This is a genomic window from Labrys sp. WJW (assembly GCF_001676615.1).
Lineage (GTDB): Bacteria > Pseudomonadota > Alphaproteobacteria > Rhizobiales > Labraceae > Labrys > Labrys sedimenti.
The window spans coordinates 1-20,262 of record NZ_LYXZ01000039.1 but is presented as its reverse complement, the minus strand read 5'-3'; the positions used below and the strand labels follow the sequence as shown (position 1 = coordinate 20,262).

The 20,262-nt window shown below is 66.3% G+C and carries 13 protein-coding genes; 9 read left to right on the top strand and 4 right to left on the bottom strand.

Going from position 1 to position 20,262, the window contains the following annotated elements; all coding sequences use genetic code 11:
• Nucleotides 1-139: 139 nt before the first annotated feature.
• The gene (locus BA190_RS22605; RefSeq protein ID WP_068292639.1) at nt 140-1,372 is read right to left on the bottom strand and encodes a DUF1501 domain-containing protein; all 1,233 of its coding nucleotides are present in this window, start codon (nt 1,370-1,372) and stop codon (nt 140-142) included.
• A 2-nt stretch (nt 1,373-1,374) separates the two neighbouring features.
• Nucleotides 1,375-2,832 carry a DUF1800 family protein gene (locus BA190_RS22600; protein WP_068292637.1) on the bottom strand — a complete coding sequence of 486 codons (1,458 nt, stop codon included), beginning with the start codon at nt 2,830-2,832 and terminating at the stop codon, nt 1,375-1,377.
• Nucleotides 2,833-3,074: 242 nt separating this feature from the next.
• On the opposite strand from BA190_RS22600, the gene BA190_RS22595 reads away from it, so the two are divergent.
• The 8 genes from BA190_RS22595 (at nt 3,075) to BA190_RS22560 (ending at nt 13,721) form a co-directional block, all read left to right on the top strand.
• Nucleotides 3,075-4,169, top strand: a complete 1,095-nt coding sequence (locus BA190_RS22595) for a LacI family DNA-binding transcriptional regulator (protein WP_068292635.1) — start codon at nt 3,075-3,077, stop codon at nt 4,167-4,169.
• A gap of 98 nt (nt 4,170-4,267) precedes the next feature.
• On the top strand, nt 4,268-5,227 hold the full coding sequence (locus BA190_RS22590; RefSeq protein WP_068292631.1) for an ABC transporter substrate-binding protein: 960 nt from the start codon (nt 4,268-4,270) through the stop codon (nt 5,225-5,227).
• A 74-nt stretch (nt 5,228-5,301) separates the two neighbouring features.
• On the top strand, nt 5,302-6,777 hold the full coding sequence (locus tag BA190_RS22585) for a mannitol dehydrogenase family protein (protein WP_068292628.1): 1,476 nt from the start codon (nt 5,302-5,304) through the stop codon (nt 6,775-6,777).
• A gap of 21 nt (nt 6,778-6,798) precedes the next feature.
• Nucleotides 6,799-8,337, top strand: coding sequence for a sugar ABC transporter ATP-binding protein (locus tag BA190_RS22580; protein ID WP_068292626.1), 1,539 nt, complete (start codon nt 6,799-6,801; stop codon nt 8,335-8,337).
• Nucleotides 8,338-8,524: 187 nt separating this feature from the next.
• Complete coding sequence (locus BA190_RS22575) at nt 8,525-9,550, top strand: ribose ABC transporter permease (protein WP_068292624.1); 1,026 nt, start codon at nt 8,525-8,527, stop codon at nt 9,548-9,550.
• Between the two features lie 350 nt (nt 9,551-9,900).
• Nucleotides 9,901-11,019 carry a trypsin-like peptidase domain-containing protein gene (locus BA190_RS22570; RefSeq protein WP_068292622.1) on the top strand — a complete coding sequence of 373 codons (1,119 nt, stop codon included), beginning with the start codon at nt 9,901-9,903 and terminating at the stop codon, nt 11,017-11,019.
• A 15-nt stretch (nt 11,020-11,034) separates the two neighbouring features.
• The gene (locus BA190_RS22565) at nt 11,035-12,378 is read left to right on the top strand and encodes a hypothetical protein (protein ID WP_068292619.1); all 1,344 of its coding nucleotides are present in this window, start codon (nt 11,035-11,037) and stop codon (nt 12,376-12,378) included.
• Nucleotides 12,375-13,721, top strand: coding sequence for a hypothetical protein (locus BA190_RS22560; RefSeq protein ID WP_068292616.1), 1,347 nt, complete (start codon nt 12,375-12,377; stop codon nt 13,719-13,721). Before BA190_RS22565 ends, BA190_RS22560 begins: the two co-directional genes overlap by 4 nt.
• A gap of 56 nt (nt 13,722-13,777) precedes the next feature.
• Here BA190_RS22560 and BA190_RS22555 read toward each other — a convergent pair whose 3' ends face one another.
• Entirely contained in the window at nt 13,778-16,549 is a 2,772-nt protein-coding gene (locus BA190_RS22555; protein WP_068292614.1) for a [protein-PII] uridylyltransferase, read from the bottom strand.
• 222 nt (nt 16,550-16,771) lie between these two features.
• Nucleotides 16,772-19,501: a DNA mismatch repair protein MutS gene (mutS, locus tag BA190_RS22550; protein WP_068292611.1), complete on the bottom strand. Its 2,730-nt coding sequence runs from the start codon at nt 19,499-19,501 to the stop codon at nt 16,772-16,774.
• 162 nt (nt 19,502-19,663) lie between these two features.
• Here mutS and nadE point away from each other — a divergent pair.
• Nucleotides 19,664-20,262: ammonia-dependent NAD(+) synthetase (nadE, locus tag BA190_RS22545; RefSeq protein WP_068292607.1), on the top strand; the 599-nt coding region annotated here is incomplete at its 3' end.

Genomic DNA, 20,262 nt, shown 5'->3' with positions numbered 1-20,262 from the left:
ATCCATCTTAAAACTCGATGAACAACAATGGTTTATTTGGAATATTTCTTCCTAATAAATCAGTAATTATTGTGACGAATAGACAGAATTGAGCCACAATCCTAAACGGATTGACTGATTTGATTGCGACCCCGACGCTTCAGGCAACAAGCCCTGCCAGCGGTTGAACCGGCATCGAATCCGGGAAGACAGCCGATCCCAACACCATGGGCGAGAGGCCGAACTGGTCGGCGAGCAATCCCTTCAGCACACTGCGCATATCCGTGGTCGGCTTGAGATCGCGGCCCTCGTAAAGCTGGGCGATCTTCAAGCCTGGCCAGTCGGCGACGACGCGCCCCCCCTTGAGGGCACCGCCCGCCAGGAGCATGATCGTCCCGGTGCCATGATCGGTCCCCTCGGTGCCGTTGATGCGCGCGGTGCGGCCGAATTCGGTGACGGCGACCACGACCGTATCCTGCCAATGCTGGCCCAAGCCGCTTTCGAACGCTGCAAAAGCGCCATCGAGGCCGCCGAGCAGGGTCGCGAGCCGGCCCGTTGCTCCACCTTCGTTGACATGGGTATCCCAGCCATCGAAGGCGAGCGCCGCCACGCGCGGACCGTCATCGGCGGCGATCAGGCGGGCCGCCCCCTCGGCCGCCTGGCGCATGCCGGCGGCGCTGTCGAGCCCGCCCTTGCGTTTGGTCATGCCCATGCCATCCCCGGCCGCCATGCGTTCGGCCTCGAGCCCCCTGCGCAAGGCGGAGGCGAGGATCGGATCACGGTGGTCGTAGAGATCGAGAAGGCGCGCCGCCAGATCATCGCCCGCATCCGGCAGCACTTGCGGAGCCCAGCCGAGCACCGGCGCGGCACCGCGCATCACCAGGGGCGTCGAGGGCCCGACGGCGAGACCGCTCTGCGGCGCGACGCGGTCGCCGGCGGGAAGACTGGCGAGAGCGCGGTTGAGCCAGCCCGTCGCAGTATGGCCCGGCCCCGGAAAACCGCTCTCCAGCACGTCCTGCCCGTCGAAATGGGAGCGTTCGCGATAGCCGGTGGCAGCGGCATGCACCACCAGCGCCTGCCGGGCCTGGAACAGCCGGGCAAAGGTCGGCATGGCCGGATGCAGGGCGAAGAATCCGTCCAGGGGCAGCGCCGGATGCGGTCCGTCGAGCGCCAGGGCGATATCGCCATGCAATCCGCGATAATCGGGATCACCGACCGGCGCCACGGTCGAGAGTCCGTCCAGCGCTCCGCGCAGAACGAGCACGACCAGGCGCGGATCCCTCGCGCCGGCCGCTCGGGCAAAACGCGGCAGATAGGCCCAGCCGAACAGGGTGCCGCCGGCCAGCAGGACAGCGCGACGGGAGGGATGCGGACGCTCGCACAATGGATGCATGGCTATCTCCTCTGGAATTCGGGAGCCATCAAGAGCAATGCCACCGCCTGCTGCCGCGATTCGGCACGGCTGACGGCTTGGCGTGTCTCTGCCGACGCCGAGGGGCCGATGAGGGCATTCAGGAGATCGGCGGGCTCGGCAAGAGCCCTGGCCTGGCGCGCCGCCTGCCAGGCGATGTCGAGGCGCATCGCCATGCCCGCCGGGGACGCCTGTGCATCGACGAGATCGGAAAAGCCGTTCGGGCCAGGTGGCTGCCACAAGGGCGCGCCCAGCGCCGCCAGCCAATTGAGGGTCTGGCCGGGATCAGCATCCGGGCCAGGGCCGATACCGCGCCGCAAGGCGAGAACGAAATCGAGGGGAGAGCGCATCTTTGCCAGCGGTTGCGACCAGGCTTCCGGCGCGTTGACCAGCGCCACGGCGATGGCACGAAGATCGCCGTCCGTCTTGATGAAGATCTCCGCCAGGCGTGCGAGCATGGAGGCCGGTGGGTCGTCCGCGATGAAATGGCGCGCGATCTTCGTGGCGATATGCCGGGCCGTGGCGGGATGGCGGGCAAGATCGTTGAGCACGGCCTCGGCCTGGCCCATGCCGCCGGCCGGATAGGTCTTGCCGAGGAAGACCTGGTCGCCCGGCTCATGCGTGCTGGCATTGAAGACGAAGCTGCCGGGCTCGCCGAGCCGCCCTTCCCGCCCCGCCACCATCCAGCCGGTGAGGATGCGGGCGAAGGCGGTCACGTCGGCCTGGCTGTAGCCGCTTCCGACACCAAGCGTATGCAGTTCGAGGATCTCTCGGGCGAGATTCTCGTTCAGGCCGCGGTTGCGGTTGCGCCCTGCCCGCGAGCCCGGGCCGATGGATTGCTGATTGTCCAGATAATAGAGCATCGCCGGATGATGCTCGACGGCGACCAGCATGTCGGCAAAGCGGCCCAGCACGAAAGGGCGAATCGCCTCGCGCTCGAAGGCGCCCGCCGCGGCCCGCACGATGTTGTCCTTGGCGACCGAGACGCAGAAATGGTTGGACCAGAAGGCGACGAGGCGCTCGACGAAGCCGATTTCCGCCTCCATTGCCTTGGCAAAGCGCGCCTGTCCCTCCGCCTTCAGCAGCCGGGCCTCGACGGGCGGCTCCGGCTTCATCGGCCCCTGCGGGACGGGAGCGGCGGACGCGGCGGCCTTGCCTTCCGGGCCCATCTGGATGGCGGCGGGCGCCGTCATCCGCTCCATCCTGCGCTGCAGGTTTTCGTTCATGACGGCCTGGATGGCTGCGGCGCTACCCGGCAGGAGGTCCGCATCCGTCACAACCGGGATCAGGGCGATATCGGGCTTGGCAAGCTCCGCCCGCAAGGCCGCACGCGGATCGCCGCCCAGCCTCGCCAGGTCGCCGGGGCGAGGCCCCAGGCCGAAACGATTGAAAACGACCCCTGCAGGGTCAAGGTCCTGCTTCGTCACCACCGCCTCCCCCATTCAGGGCGGCAGCAGTATCCGCGAGGTGTCCGCTGCCATCGCGGCGATCCGATGACTTTAAAAAGGCCGACTATTTCCAAACTTTGCTGAACAACCGACAGCCTGATCTTGATCGGGCGGGATCGGCCGCCAACAGGCGCGGATGGTTTGCCTTTCTACCGTAAAGGGAGTAGGCAGGCTCTCCGCGACTGCAAATACTTTTCCAATTTGGCCAAAGAAAGCCTCCTGCACCAAGTAGAGGCATGACCCAAAACAAGAAAACCGACGAGGAAAGTCCGAGAGCCGGTCCTTCCCGTCCTGCCCGCCTCCTGGACGTCGCCCGTCTTGCCAAGGTTTCCCGTGCGACGGCGGCCCGTGCTCTCGGCGGCTATGGCCTGGTCACCGAGGAGACGCGCGAGCGCGTCGCAGCGGCGGCCCGGACGCTGAACTACCGGCTCAACGAAGCGGCCCGGGCCATGCGGGCGGGCCGCACCCAGGTCATTGGGGTGGTGCTCGCCGACATCAGCAATTCCTTCTTCGCCAGCGCGGCCCGGGCGATCATCGATACCTGCGCCTCCCTGGGATATCAGACCCTGATCGTGAACACGGACGACGATCTCAAGACCGAGATCGAGGCCGTGCAGACCCTGATGGAGAAGCGCGTCGCCGGCATGATCGTGGTGCCGTCCTCGCCCGACCACAACGAGCATCTGCAGAAGGCGGGCGCAGGCGAGGGACGCATGGTGCTGCTCGACCGCCGCATCGCGGACATTCCGGTCAGCGCCGTAACCACGGATGACCGCGGCGGTGCCCGCGAGGCCGTGGAATTGTTCATCGCCCGCAGACACACCCGCATCGGCCTCGTCGTCTTGACTGCCGCTGCCACCTCGCATCGGCAAAGCGAGCCGCGGGGCGCCGTCTCGAGCGCGCGCGATCGCGTCCTCGGTGCGCGCGAGGCCCTGGCGGCCGCCGGCCTCGACCTGCCGAAGGACTGGCTGCGCTACACGCCGAACAATCCCCAGATGATCATCGACGCTGCGACGTCGATTCTCAGTGCCGATCCACGGCCTACCGCGATCTTGGCGACATGCGAGGAAATCGCCATCGGGGTGCTGGCCGCCTGCCGCGCCTTGAACCTGGCGGTGGGGCGGGATGTCGCCCTCATCAGTTTCGACGAATCGCCGTGGTCGGGCGCCCTCACGCCGGCGATCTCGGTGGTGCAGCGTCCGATCCATGAAATGGGGCGCGCAGCCGTCAATTTGCTGGTTCGGCAGATCCAGGGCGGCGAAGCCGGCCGGGATGTCGAGATGCCGACCATCCTGATCGACCGGGAATCGGTCTTCGATCTCGCGCCTTGATCGCGGACCAGCGTTGACAGGCCTGCCTTCTCGTGCATCAATTCGTTTGTAAGTTTTTATAATAAAATGAGATCGATCTCATTCATGAGGAGGAAATCATGAAGGCTTTGAAATGCCTCGCCGGCATCGCCATGGCCGGTGCGGCCCTGGTCACGGGCATATCGGCCCCTGCCCTGGCCAAGGAGGTCAAGACGGTCGGCATATCGGTGGGATCGCTCGGCAATCCCGGCTTCGTGATCATCGCCAACACCGCGACCCGGATCATCAAGAAGGCCTATCCCCAGGCGCAGGTGACCACCGTCGGCTACGACTACGACCTCGGCAAGCAGGTCAACCAGATCGACAATTTCATCGCAGCCGGCGCTGATTTCATCCTGCTCAACCCCGGTGACCCCAAGGCGATCACGCCCGCCATCAAGAAGGCCCAGGCGGCCGGCATCCCGGTCATCGCCTTCGACACCGGTGCCGAGGGCGCGGATGCCATCGTGATGACCGACAACATCATGGCCGGCAGCGTTTCCTGCCAGTACATCGCCGACAAGCTCAAGGGCGCCGGCAATGTCGTCATCCAGAACGGGCCGCAGGTCTCCTCGGTGATCGACCGCGTGGTGGGCTGCAAGCAGGTCCTGGCCAAATATCCCGACATCAAGATCCTGTCGGACGACCAGGACGGCAAGGGATCGCGCGACGGCGGCATGGCCGTGGCGCAGGGCTACCTGACCCGCTTCCCCAAGATCGACGCAATCTTCACCATCAACGATCCGCAGGCCATCGGTACGGCGCTCGCCGCCAAGCAGGCGGGCCGCAGCGAGTTCTTCATCACCTCGGTCGACGGCTCTCCCGACATCGAGGCCGCCTTGAAGGATCCGGCGCTGGACATGATCAAGGCCTCCGCCAGCCAGGATTTCTACGCCATTCCCAAGGTCTCGGCGCAGACCGCGATGGACCTGGTCAACGGCAAGAAGCCCGAGAAACCCGTCATCCTGATTCCCTCAGCCCTGGTCACCCGCGAGAATGTCGGCGACTACAAGGGATGGAATGCCAAGCACGACGACTGACGTCGCCATCTGACATAAGCTGGCCTCCTCCCGCCCCCGGGGGAGGCCTTTTCAACGCCTGAAAGCACACGCAAATGCCCCCGCTCGACACATCGACGCTTGCCTCGTTCGGCCCGACCGTCACCCGGCCGACCTATGATCGCAGCCGGCTGCGGGCCGGAATCGTGCATTTCGGGGTCGGCAATTTCCATCGCGTGCACCAGGCCATCGCCATCGAGGGCTGCCTGCACCATCCCGGGCACGAGGATTGGGCGATCTGCGGCGTAGGGCTGACGGACGGCGCCGCCGCGCGGGCCAAGGCGGAAGCCTATCGCCGGCAGGACAATCTCTACACCGTGACGCAGCTCACCTCCCCGGCCCCGACGGAAACGCAGGTCGTCGGCGCGATGATCGACTATCTGCATGCCCCGGCGAATCCGGAAGCCGTGCTGGCCCGCCTCGCCGATCCCGCCACCCGCATCGTCTCGCTCACCATCACCGAAGGCGGCTACAACATCGACGAGACCACCGGCGCTTTTCGTCTCGATCACCCCGACGTCCGCCACGATCTCGATGGCGGCCCGCCCCGGACGGTGTTCGGCTATATCGTGGCTGCGCTGGCGCTCCGTCGCGAGGCTGGCCTGCCGCCCTTCACCGTGATGTCCTGCGACAATCTCCCCCGCAACGGCGACACCTCGCGCCTCGGCGTAGTCGGTTTTGCCCGAGCCCTCGATCCCGGCCTTGCCGACTGGATCGAGGCGAATGGCGCCTTCCCCAATTCGATGGTCGACCGCATCGCCCCGCAGGTGCCGGAGGACGAGCGCCGGCGCATCACCGCCGGCATCGGTGTCGAGGATCTCGTCGCCGCCACCTGCGAACCCTATACGAGCTGGGTGGTGGAGGACCGTTTCTGCGCCGGCCGCCCCGAGCTCGAACGGGCTGGCGTGGTGTTCAGCAGCGAGGTGCCGGCCTATGTCGCGGTGAAGGGCAGGCTCTCCAACGCCGCGCATATGTTGATGTGCTACCCGTCCCTGCTGATGGGGGGCCGCCAGGTCGACGAAGGCATGCGTTATCCCGACATTCCCCGCCTGCTCCACGCCTTCTGGGAGCGCGATGTTCGCCGCCTGGTCGAACCGCCAGCGGGCTATTCGACGCAAGCTTTCACCGACACGGTAATCGAGCGCTTCGCCAATCCGGCGATCAAGGACCAGCTTCTCCGGGTGGCCGGCGACGGTGCCTCCAAGATCGTGGTCTTCCACGGCAAGACCATCGGCCAGCTGATTGCCGGTGGCTCGGACCTCGCGCGCGAGGCCTTCCTGCTTGCCTGCTTTGCCCGCTATCTCGGCGGCGTGGACGATCAGGGTGTTGCCTTCGATATCTTCGAGCCGCGCATCGGCGAGGCCGATTGGCAGCGGCTGAAGAGCGGCGATCCCCTGGCCGTGCTCGACATCGAGGCCTTTGCCGGCCTCGGCCTTCGCCAGAGCCCGGCCTTCGTCGCCGCTTACCAAATCCAGTCAAAATCATTGGCAAGCCAGGGAACAGCTGCAACATTGGCGCAACTGCTGAGATAACAGCATGAGAACGGGGGCAGGATGAACCCAGGCCAGACGCATCCCTTTCTGGAAATGCGTAATGTTTCCAAGACGTTCGGTCGGGTCCAGGCCCTGAAGAACGTATCGCTCGACGTCAAGCTCGGCGAGATCCATGCCCTGATGGGCGAGAACGGCGCGGGCAAATCGACCCTGATGAAGATCCTCTCCGGCGCCTACACGCCGGATGAAGGCTCGGAAATCCTGATCGATGGACAGAAGGTGGCGATCTCGGGGCCGATGGCGGCCAAGCAATTGGGCATCGCCATCATCTACCAGGAGCTTGCCCTCGCACCCAATCTCACCGTGGCCGAGAACATCTATCTCGGCCGCGAACCGAGCCGGGCCGGCTTAATCGACCGCGGCGCCATGGTTGCCGGCGTCGAAAGCGTGCTGCAGCGCCTCGGCGCCACCTTCAGCGCACGCGACAAGGTCGCCGAACTCTCCATCGCCGAACGCCAGCTGGTGGAAATCGCTCGTGCCGTCCATGCCCGCTCGCGCGTGCTGATCATGGACGAGCCCACCACCACCCTGTCCGAGCGCGAGACCGAGCGGCTGTTCGCTTTGGTGCGCCAGCTCAAGCAGGAGGGGCTCGCCATCGTCTATATCAGCCACCGCATGAAGGAGGTCTACGAGCTCTCCGACCGCGTTTCGGTGCTGCGCGACGGCACCTATGTCGGAACCCTGGACCGCGAGGCGATCACCCCCGCCGCGGTGGTGCGCATGATGGTGGGACGCGACCTCTCCTCCTTCTACAAGAAGGAGCACGACGCCCACCAAAGCCGCGGCCGGATCATCTTCTCGGTGCGCGACATCGCCGATGGCAGGCGCATCCAGCCCTGCTCCTTCGACATCCACGAGGGCGAGGTGCTCGGCATTGCCGGCCTGGTCGGCGCCGGCCGTACCGAGCTGGCCCGCCTGATCTACGGCGCCGATGCGAGGATATCGGGCACCGTGACGGTCGATGGCAAGGAAGTCAGCATCCGTTCGCCCCAGGACGCCATCGAGGCCGGCATTGCCTATCTCACCGAGGACCGCAAGCTGCTCGGGCTGATGCTGGACATGTCGGTGGCCGAGAACATCAATCTGGGTGTGATCGCCCGCGACGCCCTGGCCGGCGGCTTCCTCAACCTCGCCAAGGGCCGCAGGCGCACGGCCGAGGCGATCCAGGCCACCGGCATCCGCACCGCCTCGCCCGACGCGCCGGTCGGCGGCCTGTCGGGCGGCAACCAGCAGAAGGTCCTGCTCTCGCGCCTGCTCGAGACCAAGCCGCGCGTGCTGATCCTGGACGAGCCGACACGCGGCGTCGACATCGGCGCCAAATCGGAAATCTACCGCCTGATCGACCGGCTGGCCCGCGAGGGCGTCGGCGTTGCGGTGATCTCGTCCGAACTGCCCGAAATCGTCGGTATCTGCGACCGCGTCATCGTGATGCGCGAAGGCCACATCGCCGGGGAACTCGGCGGAGGCGGCAATGCCGAAGCGGTCAGCCAGGAGAACATCATGGCCATCGCGACCTCAGCCGCGAAGGATGCCGCATGATGCACCCGGCTTCCATACCAGCTCGCCTCGAGATCGACTCTTCTTGGGATCGCAGGCATCTCAGCGACATGCTTGCATGTCGCGACTGCCTGCACTTGGAGACGGGTCGCTCGCGGGAAAGGAAGAGCACGCAGGGATGCCTGCGATCCCAGGAATACACGGCCCCCAAGACAGGCAGGACTGTGCGATGACATCCACCAACCCTTCCACTGCAGATACCGCCCGCCGCAAATTCGCCCTGTCCGGCACCCTGCGGGGCCTGGGCATGCTGCCGGCCCTCGTGCTGATCGCCATCCTGTTCCAGCTGCTGTCGGGCTATGTCGAATCCGGCGGCCTGTCCTGGGCCAGCGGTCGCTTCATGAGCTGGAACAATCTGTCGATCGTGGCCCAGCAGGCCTCGATCAACACCGTGCTGGCCGCCGGCATGACCTTCGTCATCCTCACCGGCGGCATCGACCTCTCGGTCGGCTCGGTGCTGGCAGCCTCGGCCATGATCGCCCTGATCGTCTCGCTGATCCCGGGCTGGGGCATGATGGGGCTGGTAGCCGCTTTGGTGACCGGCGGCCTGCTCGGCCTCGTCAATGGTGCGCTGATCGCCTTCATGCGCCTGCCACCCTTCATCGTCACCCTCGGCTCGATGACGGCGGTGCGCGGCCTCGCCCGCCTGTTCGGCGAAGACAAGACGATCTTCAATCCCAGCCTGCCCTTCGCCTTCATCGGCAACGGCACGCTGTTCGGCGTGCCCTGGCTGATGGTGATCGCGCTCGCCACGGTGGTGGTGTCCTGGCTGATCCTGCGCCGTACGGTGCTGGGCCTGCGCATCTACGCCATCGGCGGCAATGCCGAAGCCTCGCGGCTGTCGGGCATCAAGGTCTGGTCGATCCTGCTCATCGTCTACGGCATTTCCGGTCTGCTGGCGGGCCTCGGCGGGGCAATGTCGGCAGCCAAGCTCTATGCCGCCAACGGCCTGCAGCTTGGTCAGTCCTACGAACTCGACGCCATCGCCGCCGTCATCCTCGGTGGCACCAGCTTCGTGGGCGGCATCGGTTCGATCTGGGGTACGCTCATCGGTGCCCTGATCATCGCCGTGCTCTCCAACGGCCTGATCCTGATCGGCGTGTCCGACATCTGGCAGTTCATCATCAAGGGCCTGGTGATCATCGGCGCCGTCGCCCTCGACCGCCTGCGCTCTTCCGGCAGCGCCCGCACCTGAGCCGACGCGGCACGTTCCACGCCTCGTGCCTTTCCCCGCCTCCGTAGCACACGCGACGGAGGCGGTTCTCATTGCGCTGCTTGCCATCCCGGCTTCGCCGAACACCGGCATCCACATCTGGCGCTGTGGCGTCCTTCCGACGTCCTCCGCCCCACGCTGAAGTCCGGCCCCTGCCGGGATTCACGGCGCTCTCACGCGATTATGCTAAAGCGTCTTGCGATTGGACGGAGACAGCTGGAACCGCAAGGGCGCGTCGAAACAGGGAGCTCGAGCAAGCAGGCGCTCAGCCGGGAGCCGACATCGGGATAGTCGAGCGAGCGGCAAGCACCGGGCGGCAAGAGGGGGCGAAGGTGGACAAGCTCACAGGCGCGCAAGTCTCTGAACTGGCCAAGGCCCTCTCGACGACCGTCAATCTCGATGATCTCGGCAATTTCGTCTATGTGGCGACCGGCGATCAGCTCGAGGTCTACTGGACCGATGTGAGGCAGCCGCTGGTCTCGGTGCTGCGCGAACTGGTCATTCGCCTCGAACAGGAAGGCCAGACCGGCAATTTCCTCAAGGCGATCTACGTCAACCGCCCGCATCGCGACGATATTCGCCAGCTCATCACGCGGCTGGCGCCGGAAGCGGCGGCCGAAACCCTGACCAACCCCTATGACCTGGTGGTGCTGGACAAGGACCATCGCGGCACGCAGCCCAGCGCCGAGACCCTCGGCCCCGGCCTGCAGCGCAACGTCAAGCCGCATCTGCACATGCTCGATCCCGCCTTGTGGATCGCCGGAATGAACGAGACGCTGCGCAGGGTCTGCCGCATCGAGATCGACGGCAGCCCGGCCGGCACCGGTTTTCTGGTCGGGCCGCAGGCCGTGCTGACGAACTGGCATGTCGTCGAGGCCGCCGCCGGACAGAACGGCATGACCGCCATTTCCTGCCGCTTCGACTATGCCCGCAAGGCCGACGGTTCCTTCAACGAGGGCGAGGCGGTCGCCTTGTCCGCCACGCCGCTGCTGCACCATCGTCCCTATGCGCCGGCCGAAATGACCGAGGCGCCGGACGAGCCGCCACCCACGACGACCGAGCTCGACTTTGCGCTGCTGCAGCTCGCCGGGACCGCCGGCACCAAGCGCGGCTGGCTCGCCCTGCCGAAGCGGGACGAGGCCCTGAGCCAAGGCTCGCCCCTGATCATCGCCCAGCATCCCCATGGCGGCCCCGTCAAGCTGGCGATCGACACCGAGGCGATCCTGCCCACGCCCGCCCCGCCAAGCCGGCCGAGGCTGCGCTATGCCACCAACACCGATCCGGGCTCTTCGGGCTCACCTTGCCTGAGCATGGAGTGGCAGCTTCTCGCCCTCCATCATTTCGGCGATCCGGCCTGGGGCGAACCGAAATTCAACCAGGGCGTCCCGGCGGGCCTGATCCGGGCGGATATCGAGGCGGCCGGCTTCGCCGCGGCCATCCCGCCGGCCTGAGGAAGGGAGAACGGCATGGGCGTCGTCACACTCCCCCCTCAGAGCGTCATCTCGATCTCCAATGCCATCGGAGACCTGTGCACCTTTCGCGAACTCGGCGACCTCATGCAGATCTGCTACGGCACGTCGGTCGCCATCACCGGGGTAAGCTTTGCCGAACAGCCCCGGCGCAAGGTCGCCCGGGATTGCGTCGACTGGGCACAAAAATGCGGGATCCTGACGAACTTCGTCGCCATCGTCCTGCATGCCAAGAACGACAATACCGCATTCAGGGACTTGGTCACGCAACTGATCCCCGATGCCCTGACCGCGCCGCCGAGCGTGGCCTCGCAGGTCGGCACCGTCGTCTCCGGCCTCGACAGCCTCGCCGCCTACCTGGCCAAGGACGAGGTTCGGAAGAAGGCAGGCATATCGAAGCAGCGGCTTGCCGAAATCGGCCAACGCATCAACCTGCTGGCCGCCTACAAGGGGTTGCACGACAGCCTCCATCACATCCAGATCAACCACACCCGCATCCTGTTGCAGGCCGTGGCGAGCATGGACAATCCGATCAGCTACGAGACGGTGCAGGTCTATATCTCGCAGGTGCGCGCCACCGTCATCGCCATCCGCACCCAGATCGCCAGGCCGGGTGCGGACGAGATCCTGGCCGGCCTCGACCTTTCCTGGGTCGACGACCTGGAAAGCAGTTCGCAGCGCTGCCAGGAGGGGCTCGAGGCCGACAGGCCGGGGCCGGTGCTCATCGCCATCCGGCAGATCGCCTCGATCAGCGACAGCCAGTCGGTGCAGTTGAACAAGGGCATTTTCGACGCGGCGACGAAGCTGCCCCTGCCGGAACTGGCGAGCGCCCTGGTCGAAATCGGTGCAGCCGACACTGGCCTTCTGGCTGCGCTCGACGAGGCCATCGTCGCCCTCGGGGCCCTGCAGCGTAGCTTGATGAGCCGGATCGCGACCCATAATCGCTTGCAGAAAGTGGAGCAGAACCTCTCGATCCTCGCCAGTTGTCTGGACGATCCCGGTGTCCTGATCGTGGACGAGATCGCTGCGCTGTGGCCGGAGACCAGGGCGATGCTGCTGAACCTGGCCGTGCTCGGCCTGGAGCGGGCGGACCTGACCGTGGACGCGGAAGATTGCGACAAGATCGACGCCTGCCTGCAGGATGTCGAGATCGCGCAGCGCGATACCGCGTTCAACCTCAAGAGCGCCCCGGCGATCCGGGCTCTGCAGCGGTCCTTTTCGGGTTTCCAGAAGAATGCCAGCGCTCAGTTCTTTGCGCTCGACAGCCGGCTGAAGGCGGATTTCGATAGCGTCTTCCAGATCAGCGACCGCCTGAGGAGCATTCTGGGGGCCGTGCCATGACCGAGACGCCTGCTCATCCGCCGAACGATTTCGCAAGCCTCGCGGATATCAGCCATGAACATCTCGAGCTGCTCAAGTCCAGCAGCCAGCGCGATGGCGATACCCCGGAGGCGATCTCGGCCTTTCGCGATCGTGTCACCGCTTTCCGGGACGAAGTCGCTGCGGCGGGTGCGCGGCTTGGACAGGAGGAGGACCGCGAGGCCGCCCAGGGCATCATCGATTATTGGAGCACGCAACTGCTGGCTTGGTCGACCAACGGCGCGAGGCCGGATCTCGACCTGCCACTCGCCCCCTATCTCGCCTCGCCGGAACCGCCTTTGCCAGCAGGCACACCGCCGGCCAGGAGACCGAAGCGACAAGCGACGGCGCAGGATGCCCGCGCCCAGATCCGCATCGGCGCCCTGGCCTATCAATGGCGCCGATCGAACCGGGCGCCCGGCTACCTGCTTACCGGCAATGCCCTGGTGGAAGCCGCCGGATATCGCGACAAGGACCCTGAGATCGAGGCCTTCGTGAGCGCGAGCGCGGCGGCCGAACGCCGGACGCGCCATATTCGCATGGGCTTCATCGTCACGCTCGTCCTGTCCATTGCCTTCGCCATCCTTGCACTCATCTCCTTTCTTCGGGAGAACGATGCACGCAAGGAAGCCGATCGCCTGCGCGGGCAGGCCGAGGAACTGTCGGCGGACAATGACAAACGGGCCCAGCGTTTCCTAGCGGCCGACGTGCGACTCCAGACCGAGCGATTTCAGCATGCAGCCGAACTCAAAGAGCTCAACGATCAGTTGCTGGCGATGAAAAGCGCGCTCGAGGAAGCCCAGGCCAAGCTCGCCCTGGCTCAGACGCCATCACCGACATTGAATCCAACCCAGCACATGTATCTGCGCGATTCGAATGCCGTGCTGACGCAGGCCATCGACCAGTCCCGCGCCTACAAGCCGCCACCCATGCCCCAGCTGACGGCCGGGGAGCAACTGCTCGCCAACGTCAACCTGATCGATGGTCCCGATGGCGACGTGCGGCGGGCGACCACGGACAATCTCGTGCGGGCCGTGCGCGACGGAACGGTCTCGCCCGACGACCAGCGCATGCTCGTCGGCGCCCTCGTCAACATGCTGGCGCGCCCCGCCGTCCAGAGCCTGACGCTGACGGGACGCTACAATGTGCTCTATATCCTCTCGACCATTACGCAGGCCCAATGGGCCTTGCCGGATTGGTCGGCCCTGCGCGACCGGGCCCGCGTCGTCACCGCCGACCTGGTTGGCCCCAATGCCCAGAACGACCTTCCGATGGGCAGGGATTCGCAGAAATTCTACCAGCAGCTGGTGCAGAGGCTGCAATAAGGATTTCGCTCAGAAATCACGGAAAGGCCGCTGCACAGCGCCGGCCCGCAGCCCGTTCAGCCCGATTTACCCTCGCGCCGGAACACCGCCAGCAGATTGCTGCGGATGCTGTCCTGACGCTGTACCGACGTGATCTTCGCCCCGGTGAGATCGGTGACGTAGAACACGTCGACCGCCTTCTCCCCGAAGGTGGCGATATGGGCCGAGGCGATGTTGAGGTTGAGCCGCGAGATCGCCGTGGTGAGGTCGTAGAGCAGGCCGGGCCGGTCGAGTCCCCAGACCTCCACCACGGTGTGCCGGTTCGACCATTCATTGTCGACCACCACCTCGGGCGCGACCTGGAAGGCCTTCTGGCGCGGCTTGATGGCACTGCGCTTGGCCACGGCATCCGGCAGGCGGATGGTGCCGGTGAGTGCCTGCTCCATCGCCTGGGCGATGCGGCCGGCCCGGCGCAGCTCGTCTTCGTCCTGTGGGAATTCGCGGCTGACGAAGATGGTGTCGAGCGCCAGGCCGTCCGTGGTGGTGTTGATCTGGGCATCGACGATGTTGGCGCCGGAGGCGGCGCAGGCACCGGTGATGATCGACAACAGGCGCGGATGGTCGGGGGCGAGGATGGTCAGTTCGGTCACGCCGCGGAAGGCGTCGGTGGCGACCTCGGTGCCGAGCGTCTCGCCGCGCTCGCGCACGGCACGCACGAAGCGGGCGTGGCGCAGCCGCCGCGGCAGGTCGACCTTGAGCCAATAGGGCGGGTAGAGGCGCGCCACATAGGCATCGATCTCCGCCGTGCTCCAGTCCGACAGGCCCGCCCTCAGTTCGTCCTGGGACAGTTGCACGCTGGCGCGCCGGTCCACATTGGAATGGCCGCCGGCCAGCACCAGCTCGGTCTCCCAGAACAGCGAGCGCAGGAGCTGGCCCTTCCAGCCGTTCCACACGCCCGGCCCCACCGCCCGGATATCCGCCACGGTAAGGATGAGCAGCAGCTTCAGCCGTTCCAGCGTCTGCACGGTGCCGGCGAAGGTCTCGATGGTCTTGCGATCGGAGATGTCGCGCGACTGCGCCGTCATCGACATCACCAGATGCTGCTCGATCAGCCAGGACACCGTGTCGGTCTGGCCCGGCGTCAGGCCGAGGCGGGGCCCCAGTCGCTTGGCGATCTTGGCACCGGCGAGCGAATGGTCCTCCGGCCGGCCCTTGGCGATGTCGTGCAGGAAGGTGGCGACATAGAGGGCGGTGCGGTTCTGGATGGTCGGCATGATCTCGTTGACGAGGGGATGCTCGTCGCCGCCCTCGCCGCGATCGATGTCGGCGAGCTCACCGACCGAACGTAGGAGATGCTCGTCCACGGTGTAGCGGTGATACATGTTGAACTGCATCATCGCCACGACCTTGCCGAAATCGGGGATGAAGCGGCCGAGCACGCCGGCCTCGTTCATGCGCCGGAGCACGGTCTCGGGAGCATTGCGCGAGGTCAGGATCTCCAGGAACAGCCGGTTGGCCTCGACATTCTCGCGCAGCGAAGCGTTCACCAGCTTGAGCGAGCGGGTGACGAGACGCATCGCGTCGGGATGCAAAGCGAGTGAATGCAGGTCGGCGAGGTGGAACAGGCGGATCAGGTTGACGGGATCGCGCGCAAACACCTGGTCGTTGGCGACGTTGAGCCGGCCCGTCTCGATCACGAAATCCTTGGTGCCGATCAGGGCCTGGCGCTGACTGCGGCGGAAGGGGGCGATGAAGCGATCCAGCATCGCCTTGGGCTTTTCCTGGCGCGCCTCCAGTGCGGCGCAGACGATGGCGGTGAGATCGCCGACATCCTTGGCCACCAGGAAATAATGCTTCATGAAGCGCTCGACGCCGCGCAGGCCGCCGCGGTCCGAATAGCCCAGAAAAGCCGCGATCTCGCGCTGGATGTCGAAGGTCAGCCGCTCCTCGGCGCGGCCGGTGAGGAAATGAAGGGCACAGCGCGTCGCCCACAGAAAGTCCTCGGCCAGGGTGAACTGGCGATATTCGCGCCGGGTGAACAGGCCGGCCTCGACGAGGTCGGCGGCATCCCTGACGCGATAGACATATTTGGCGATCCAGTAGAGCGTGTTGAGATCGCGCAGGCCGCCCTTGCCCTCCTTGACGTTGGGCTCGACCCGGTAGCGCGAATTGCCGGCCTTGATCAGGCGGTCGTCGCGCTCGGCGAGCTTGGCCGCCACGAACTCGGCCGCCGTGAGCTGGACGAGTTCACGGTCGAAACGGGCGGCAAGTTCGCTGGCCAGCCCCATGTCGCCGAGGATCGGACGCGCCTCGAGCAAGGCGGTCCGGATGGTCATGTCGCCGCGGGCGAGGCGCAGGCACTCGTCGATCGTGCGCGTGGCATGACCGACCTTCTGCCCGAGGTCCCACAAGACATAGAGGATGGCCTCGGTGACGCTCTCGCCCCAGGCCGTCTGCTTGGCCGGCAGCAGGAAGAGCAGGTCGATGTCCGACCCCGGCGCCAGGGTGCCGCGGCCGTAGCCGCCGACGGCGATGACGGCCATGCGCTCGCCAGCGGTGGGGTTGTGGGTGGTATAGACGTAGCGCGTCACATAGGCATAGCTGGCGCGGATGATCTCGTCCTCGAGCCAGGACAGGCGCTGGGCGCAGGCCGTGCCGAGGCGGTCCTCGCTGAACCAGGTGCGGATGGTCTCGCGGCCGTCGCGCAGGGTGGCCTTGAGCAGGGTGACCACCGCCAGCCTGAGGGCGTCGGCATTGCCCTCATGCTCCAGCGCCAAGGCGTCGATCTCAGCTTCGAGCGCCATGCGGTCGAGGACGAGGTGGAGCTCACGATCGGGCTTGTCGAGCATTGCAGGCCTTATAGCGTTTTGCGATTTGACGGGGGGTCACCTCGAATCGCAAAGACGCGTTGGAACAAGGAGTTAGAGCAAATGGGCGTTCACACTTGAACGCACTTTGCTCTAGGAAGGAGAGTGTCGGAGCGCGGACATCCTGTCCGCTCTTCCCATCCTGCGGATGCGGCGTTACCAGGCGTGGATGGCGGCAATGCGGACAAGATGTCCGCGCTCCAATTACCCCTTCTTGGCGCTATCGCGCTTGGCTTTCAAGGAAAACAAGGCGTCGAGCGCCTGGCGAGGCGTCATGTCATTGGGATCGAGCGCGTCGAGGGCTTCCGTGACCTCATCCGGCACCTTGGCCGCAGGCTGGGCCGGTGCCCGCGGGGCCGCGGCGAACAGAGGCAAATCGTCGACCAGGCGAGCCGCCGGAGCCTGGCGGTCGGTCGCCTCCAGTTGCGCCAGCACGGCTCGCGCCCGTTCCACCACGGCGGCCGGCATGCCGGCGAGCTTGGCGACCTGGATGCCGTAGGAACGGTCGGCGGCGCCGGGCACCACCTCATGCAGGAAGACGACGTCGCCATGCCATTCGGTCACCCGCATGGTGGCGTTGGCCAGCCGCGGCAGCTTCTTCGTCAGCTGGGTCAGCTCGTGATAATGAGTGGCGAACAGGGCGCGGCAGCGATTGACGGCCGAGAGGTTCTCGATCGCCGCCCAGGCGATGGAGAGGCCGTCGAAGGTGGCGGTGCCGCGGCCGATCTCGTCGAGGATGACGAGGGCGCGCGATCCGGCCTGGTTGAGGATGGCCGCCGTCTCCACCATTTCCACCATGAAGGTGGAGCGCCCGCGCGCCAGGTCATCGGCGGCGCCGACGCGCGAGAACAGCGCGTCGACCGCGCCGATATGGGCCGATTTCGCCGGCACGAAGGAGCCGATCTGCGCCAGCACCGCAATCAGGGCATTCTGGCGCAGGAAGGTCGACTTACCGGCCATGTTCGGGCCGGTGAGCAGCCAGATCTTGCCGGCAGCCTTGCTGCCCTCTCCCTCGCCGCTCAATTCGCAGTCATTGGCGACGAAGGGCTTGCCCTCGCGCTTCAGCGCCCGTTCCACCACGGGATGGCGCCCGCCCTCGATGGCGAAGGCCAGCGACGTGTCGACGACGGGACGGACATAGTTTTCCTCGTCGGCCAGCACGGCGAGCGCCACGATGACGTCGAGCAAAGCAAGAGCCTCGGTGGCGGCCCGGATGGCGGCGCCGTCACCGAGAAGGGCCGCGGCGAGATCGGAGAAGATCGCAAGCTCGCTCACCAGCGAGCGCTCGGCCGCCGAGGCGATGCGCGATTCCAGGGTCGAGAGCTCGGCGGTCGAAAAACGCATGGCGCCGGCCATGGTCTGGCGATGCACGTAGGTCTCGCGAAGGCCCGGCTGCAGGAAGGCTTCGCCCGCCTGCTGCGGCACCTCGACGAAATAGCCGATCATGTTGTTGTGCTTGATCTTGAGCTGGCGGACCTGGCTCTCCTCGGCGTAGCGCGCCTGCAGGCCGGCGATGACGCGCCGGCTCTCGTCGCGCAGGGCCCTGGTCTCGTCGAGGGCCTGGTCATAGCCGGCGCGCACGAAGCCGCCATCGCGCCTGAGCAGCGGCAGATCATCCTGCAAGGCCGCGGCAAGGCGCGCCGCCATGCCCTGGTCCGGCTTGGCCAAGGCCGAGAGAATGCCGGCGAGCACCGGCGGCAATTCGGTCTCGCGCTGCCGCAGCAGGGCCTCGATCGCGGCAATGCCGGTCAGCCCTTCCCGGAGGGCTGCCAGGTCGCGCGGGCCGGCCCGATCGAGGGCAAGGCGGGCCATGGAGCGGGCGATATCCGGCGCCGATTTCAACCGGGCACGGACCTGGCCGCGCAGCAGGGCCTGCTCGGCGAAGAAAGCCACCGCATCCTGGCGGAGCGCAATGGCCTCGGGCTGTAACAGCGGGCTCGCCAGCCACTGCGCCAGCAGGCGGCCGCCGGCCGCCGTCACCGAGCGGTCGACCGCATCGAACAGGGAGCCGACCCGCTCGCCGCCCAGGGTGCGGGTCAGTTCCAGATTGGCGCGCGTGGCGGCATCGATCGCCATATGGGCGCTGGCGCCATCCCGGCGTGGCGGCTCAAGCGCCGGCTTCTGGCCGACCTGTGTGCGCAGGATATAGGTGACCAGGCCTGAAGCGGCGACCAGTTCGGCCTGGGAGAAGCTGCCGAAGCCATCGATGGTGCCGACATCGTAGAAGGCTGCGAGACGACGCTCGGCCTGGGAACCGTCGAAGACGTCGCGCCCGACCGGCGTGACGGCGGCGCGGCTCTCGCGCCAGAGCGAGGCCAGCTCGGCATCCTCATGCACCGTCTCGGCCATCACGATCTCGGACGGGTCGAGACGGGCGAGCTCGGCCGACAGCCCCGCCTCGTCGCATTCGGACAGGCCGAACTCGCCGGTGGAGATATCGGCGAAGGCAAGGCCATAGCGGGCCTCATCGTCGGAGATGCGCAGGCGCGCCAAAGCGAGCAGCAGATTGGTGCGCGTCGGCTCCAGCAGGGTTTCCTCGGTGATGGTGCCTGGTGTGACCAGGCGGACCACGCCGCGCTTGACCACCGATTTGGAGCCGCGCTTCTTCGCCTCCGCCGGATCCTCCATCTGCTCGCAAACCGCGACGCGGTGGCCATGGGCGATCAGGCGCTGCAGATATTCGTCCGCCCTGACGACCGGCACGCCGCACATGGCGATGTCCTCGCCCTGATGCTTGCCGCGCTTGGTGAGGACGATGCCGAGCGTCTTTGAGGCGATCTCGGCGTCCTCGAAGAACAGCTCGTAGAAATCGCCCATGCGATAGAACAGCAAGGCGCCGGGATGGCCGGCCTTGATCTCGAGATATTGCGCCATCATCGGCGTGACGGGCGCCGAAGCCTCGGCGGTATCGAGTTTTTGGGGCGAGGAGGTCATGGTCGCACGCTAGCAGATGCGCTTGAAGGGAGCACGGGGCCGGGGCTGGAGGCTTGTGGATAGGTGGGTCGATCTCCGGATCGCCCCACCACCGCGCCCATATTGACGCTCCCAAACGAACATGGCCTGTTGTCACCCGATTCAATCACGTGAAAGCCGACCATGCCGCAACCGCTCACGCCCGACATCATCGTGCCCGAAGCCTTCGATCCCGCTGTAGAAGCCGAGCGGCGCATCGCCTTCCTGGCCGATTACCTCAAGGCTTCGGGAGGGCGTGCCTATGTGCTCGGCATCTCCGGCGGCGTCGATTCGCTCACCGCGGGCCTGCTGGCCCAGGCCGGCGTCGAACGCCTGCGGGCCGGAGGCTATGACGCCCAGTTCCTGGCCATGCGCCTGCCCTATGGCGTACAGGCAGACGAAAAGGACGCCCAGCAATCCTTGGCGACCATCAAGGCCGACCGCGTCGTCACCGTGAACATCAAGCCGGCCGCCGATGCGATGATGGCCGAGCTCACGCGCGAAGCCGGCGACCTGATCGAGGGACCGCGCGCCGATTTCCACCACGGCAACATCAAGGCGCGCCAGCGCATGATCGCCCAGTTCGGCCTCGCCGGAGCCGTGCGCGGCATCGTCATCGGCACGGACCATGCCGCCGAGGCGGTGATGGGCTTCTATACCAAGTTCGGCGACGGCGCGGCCGACATCCTGCCGCTTGCCGGCCTCAACAAGAGGCGGGGGCGGGGCCCCCCCCCCCCCCCCCG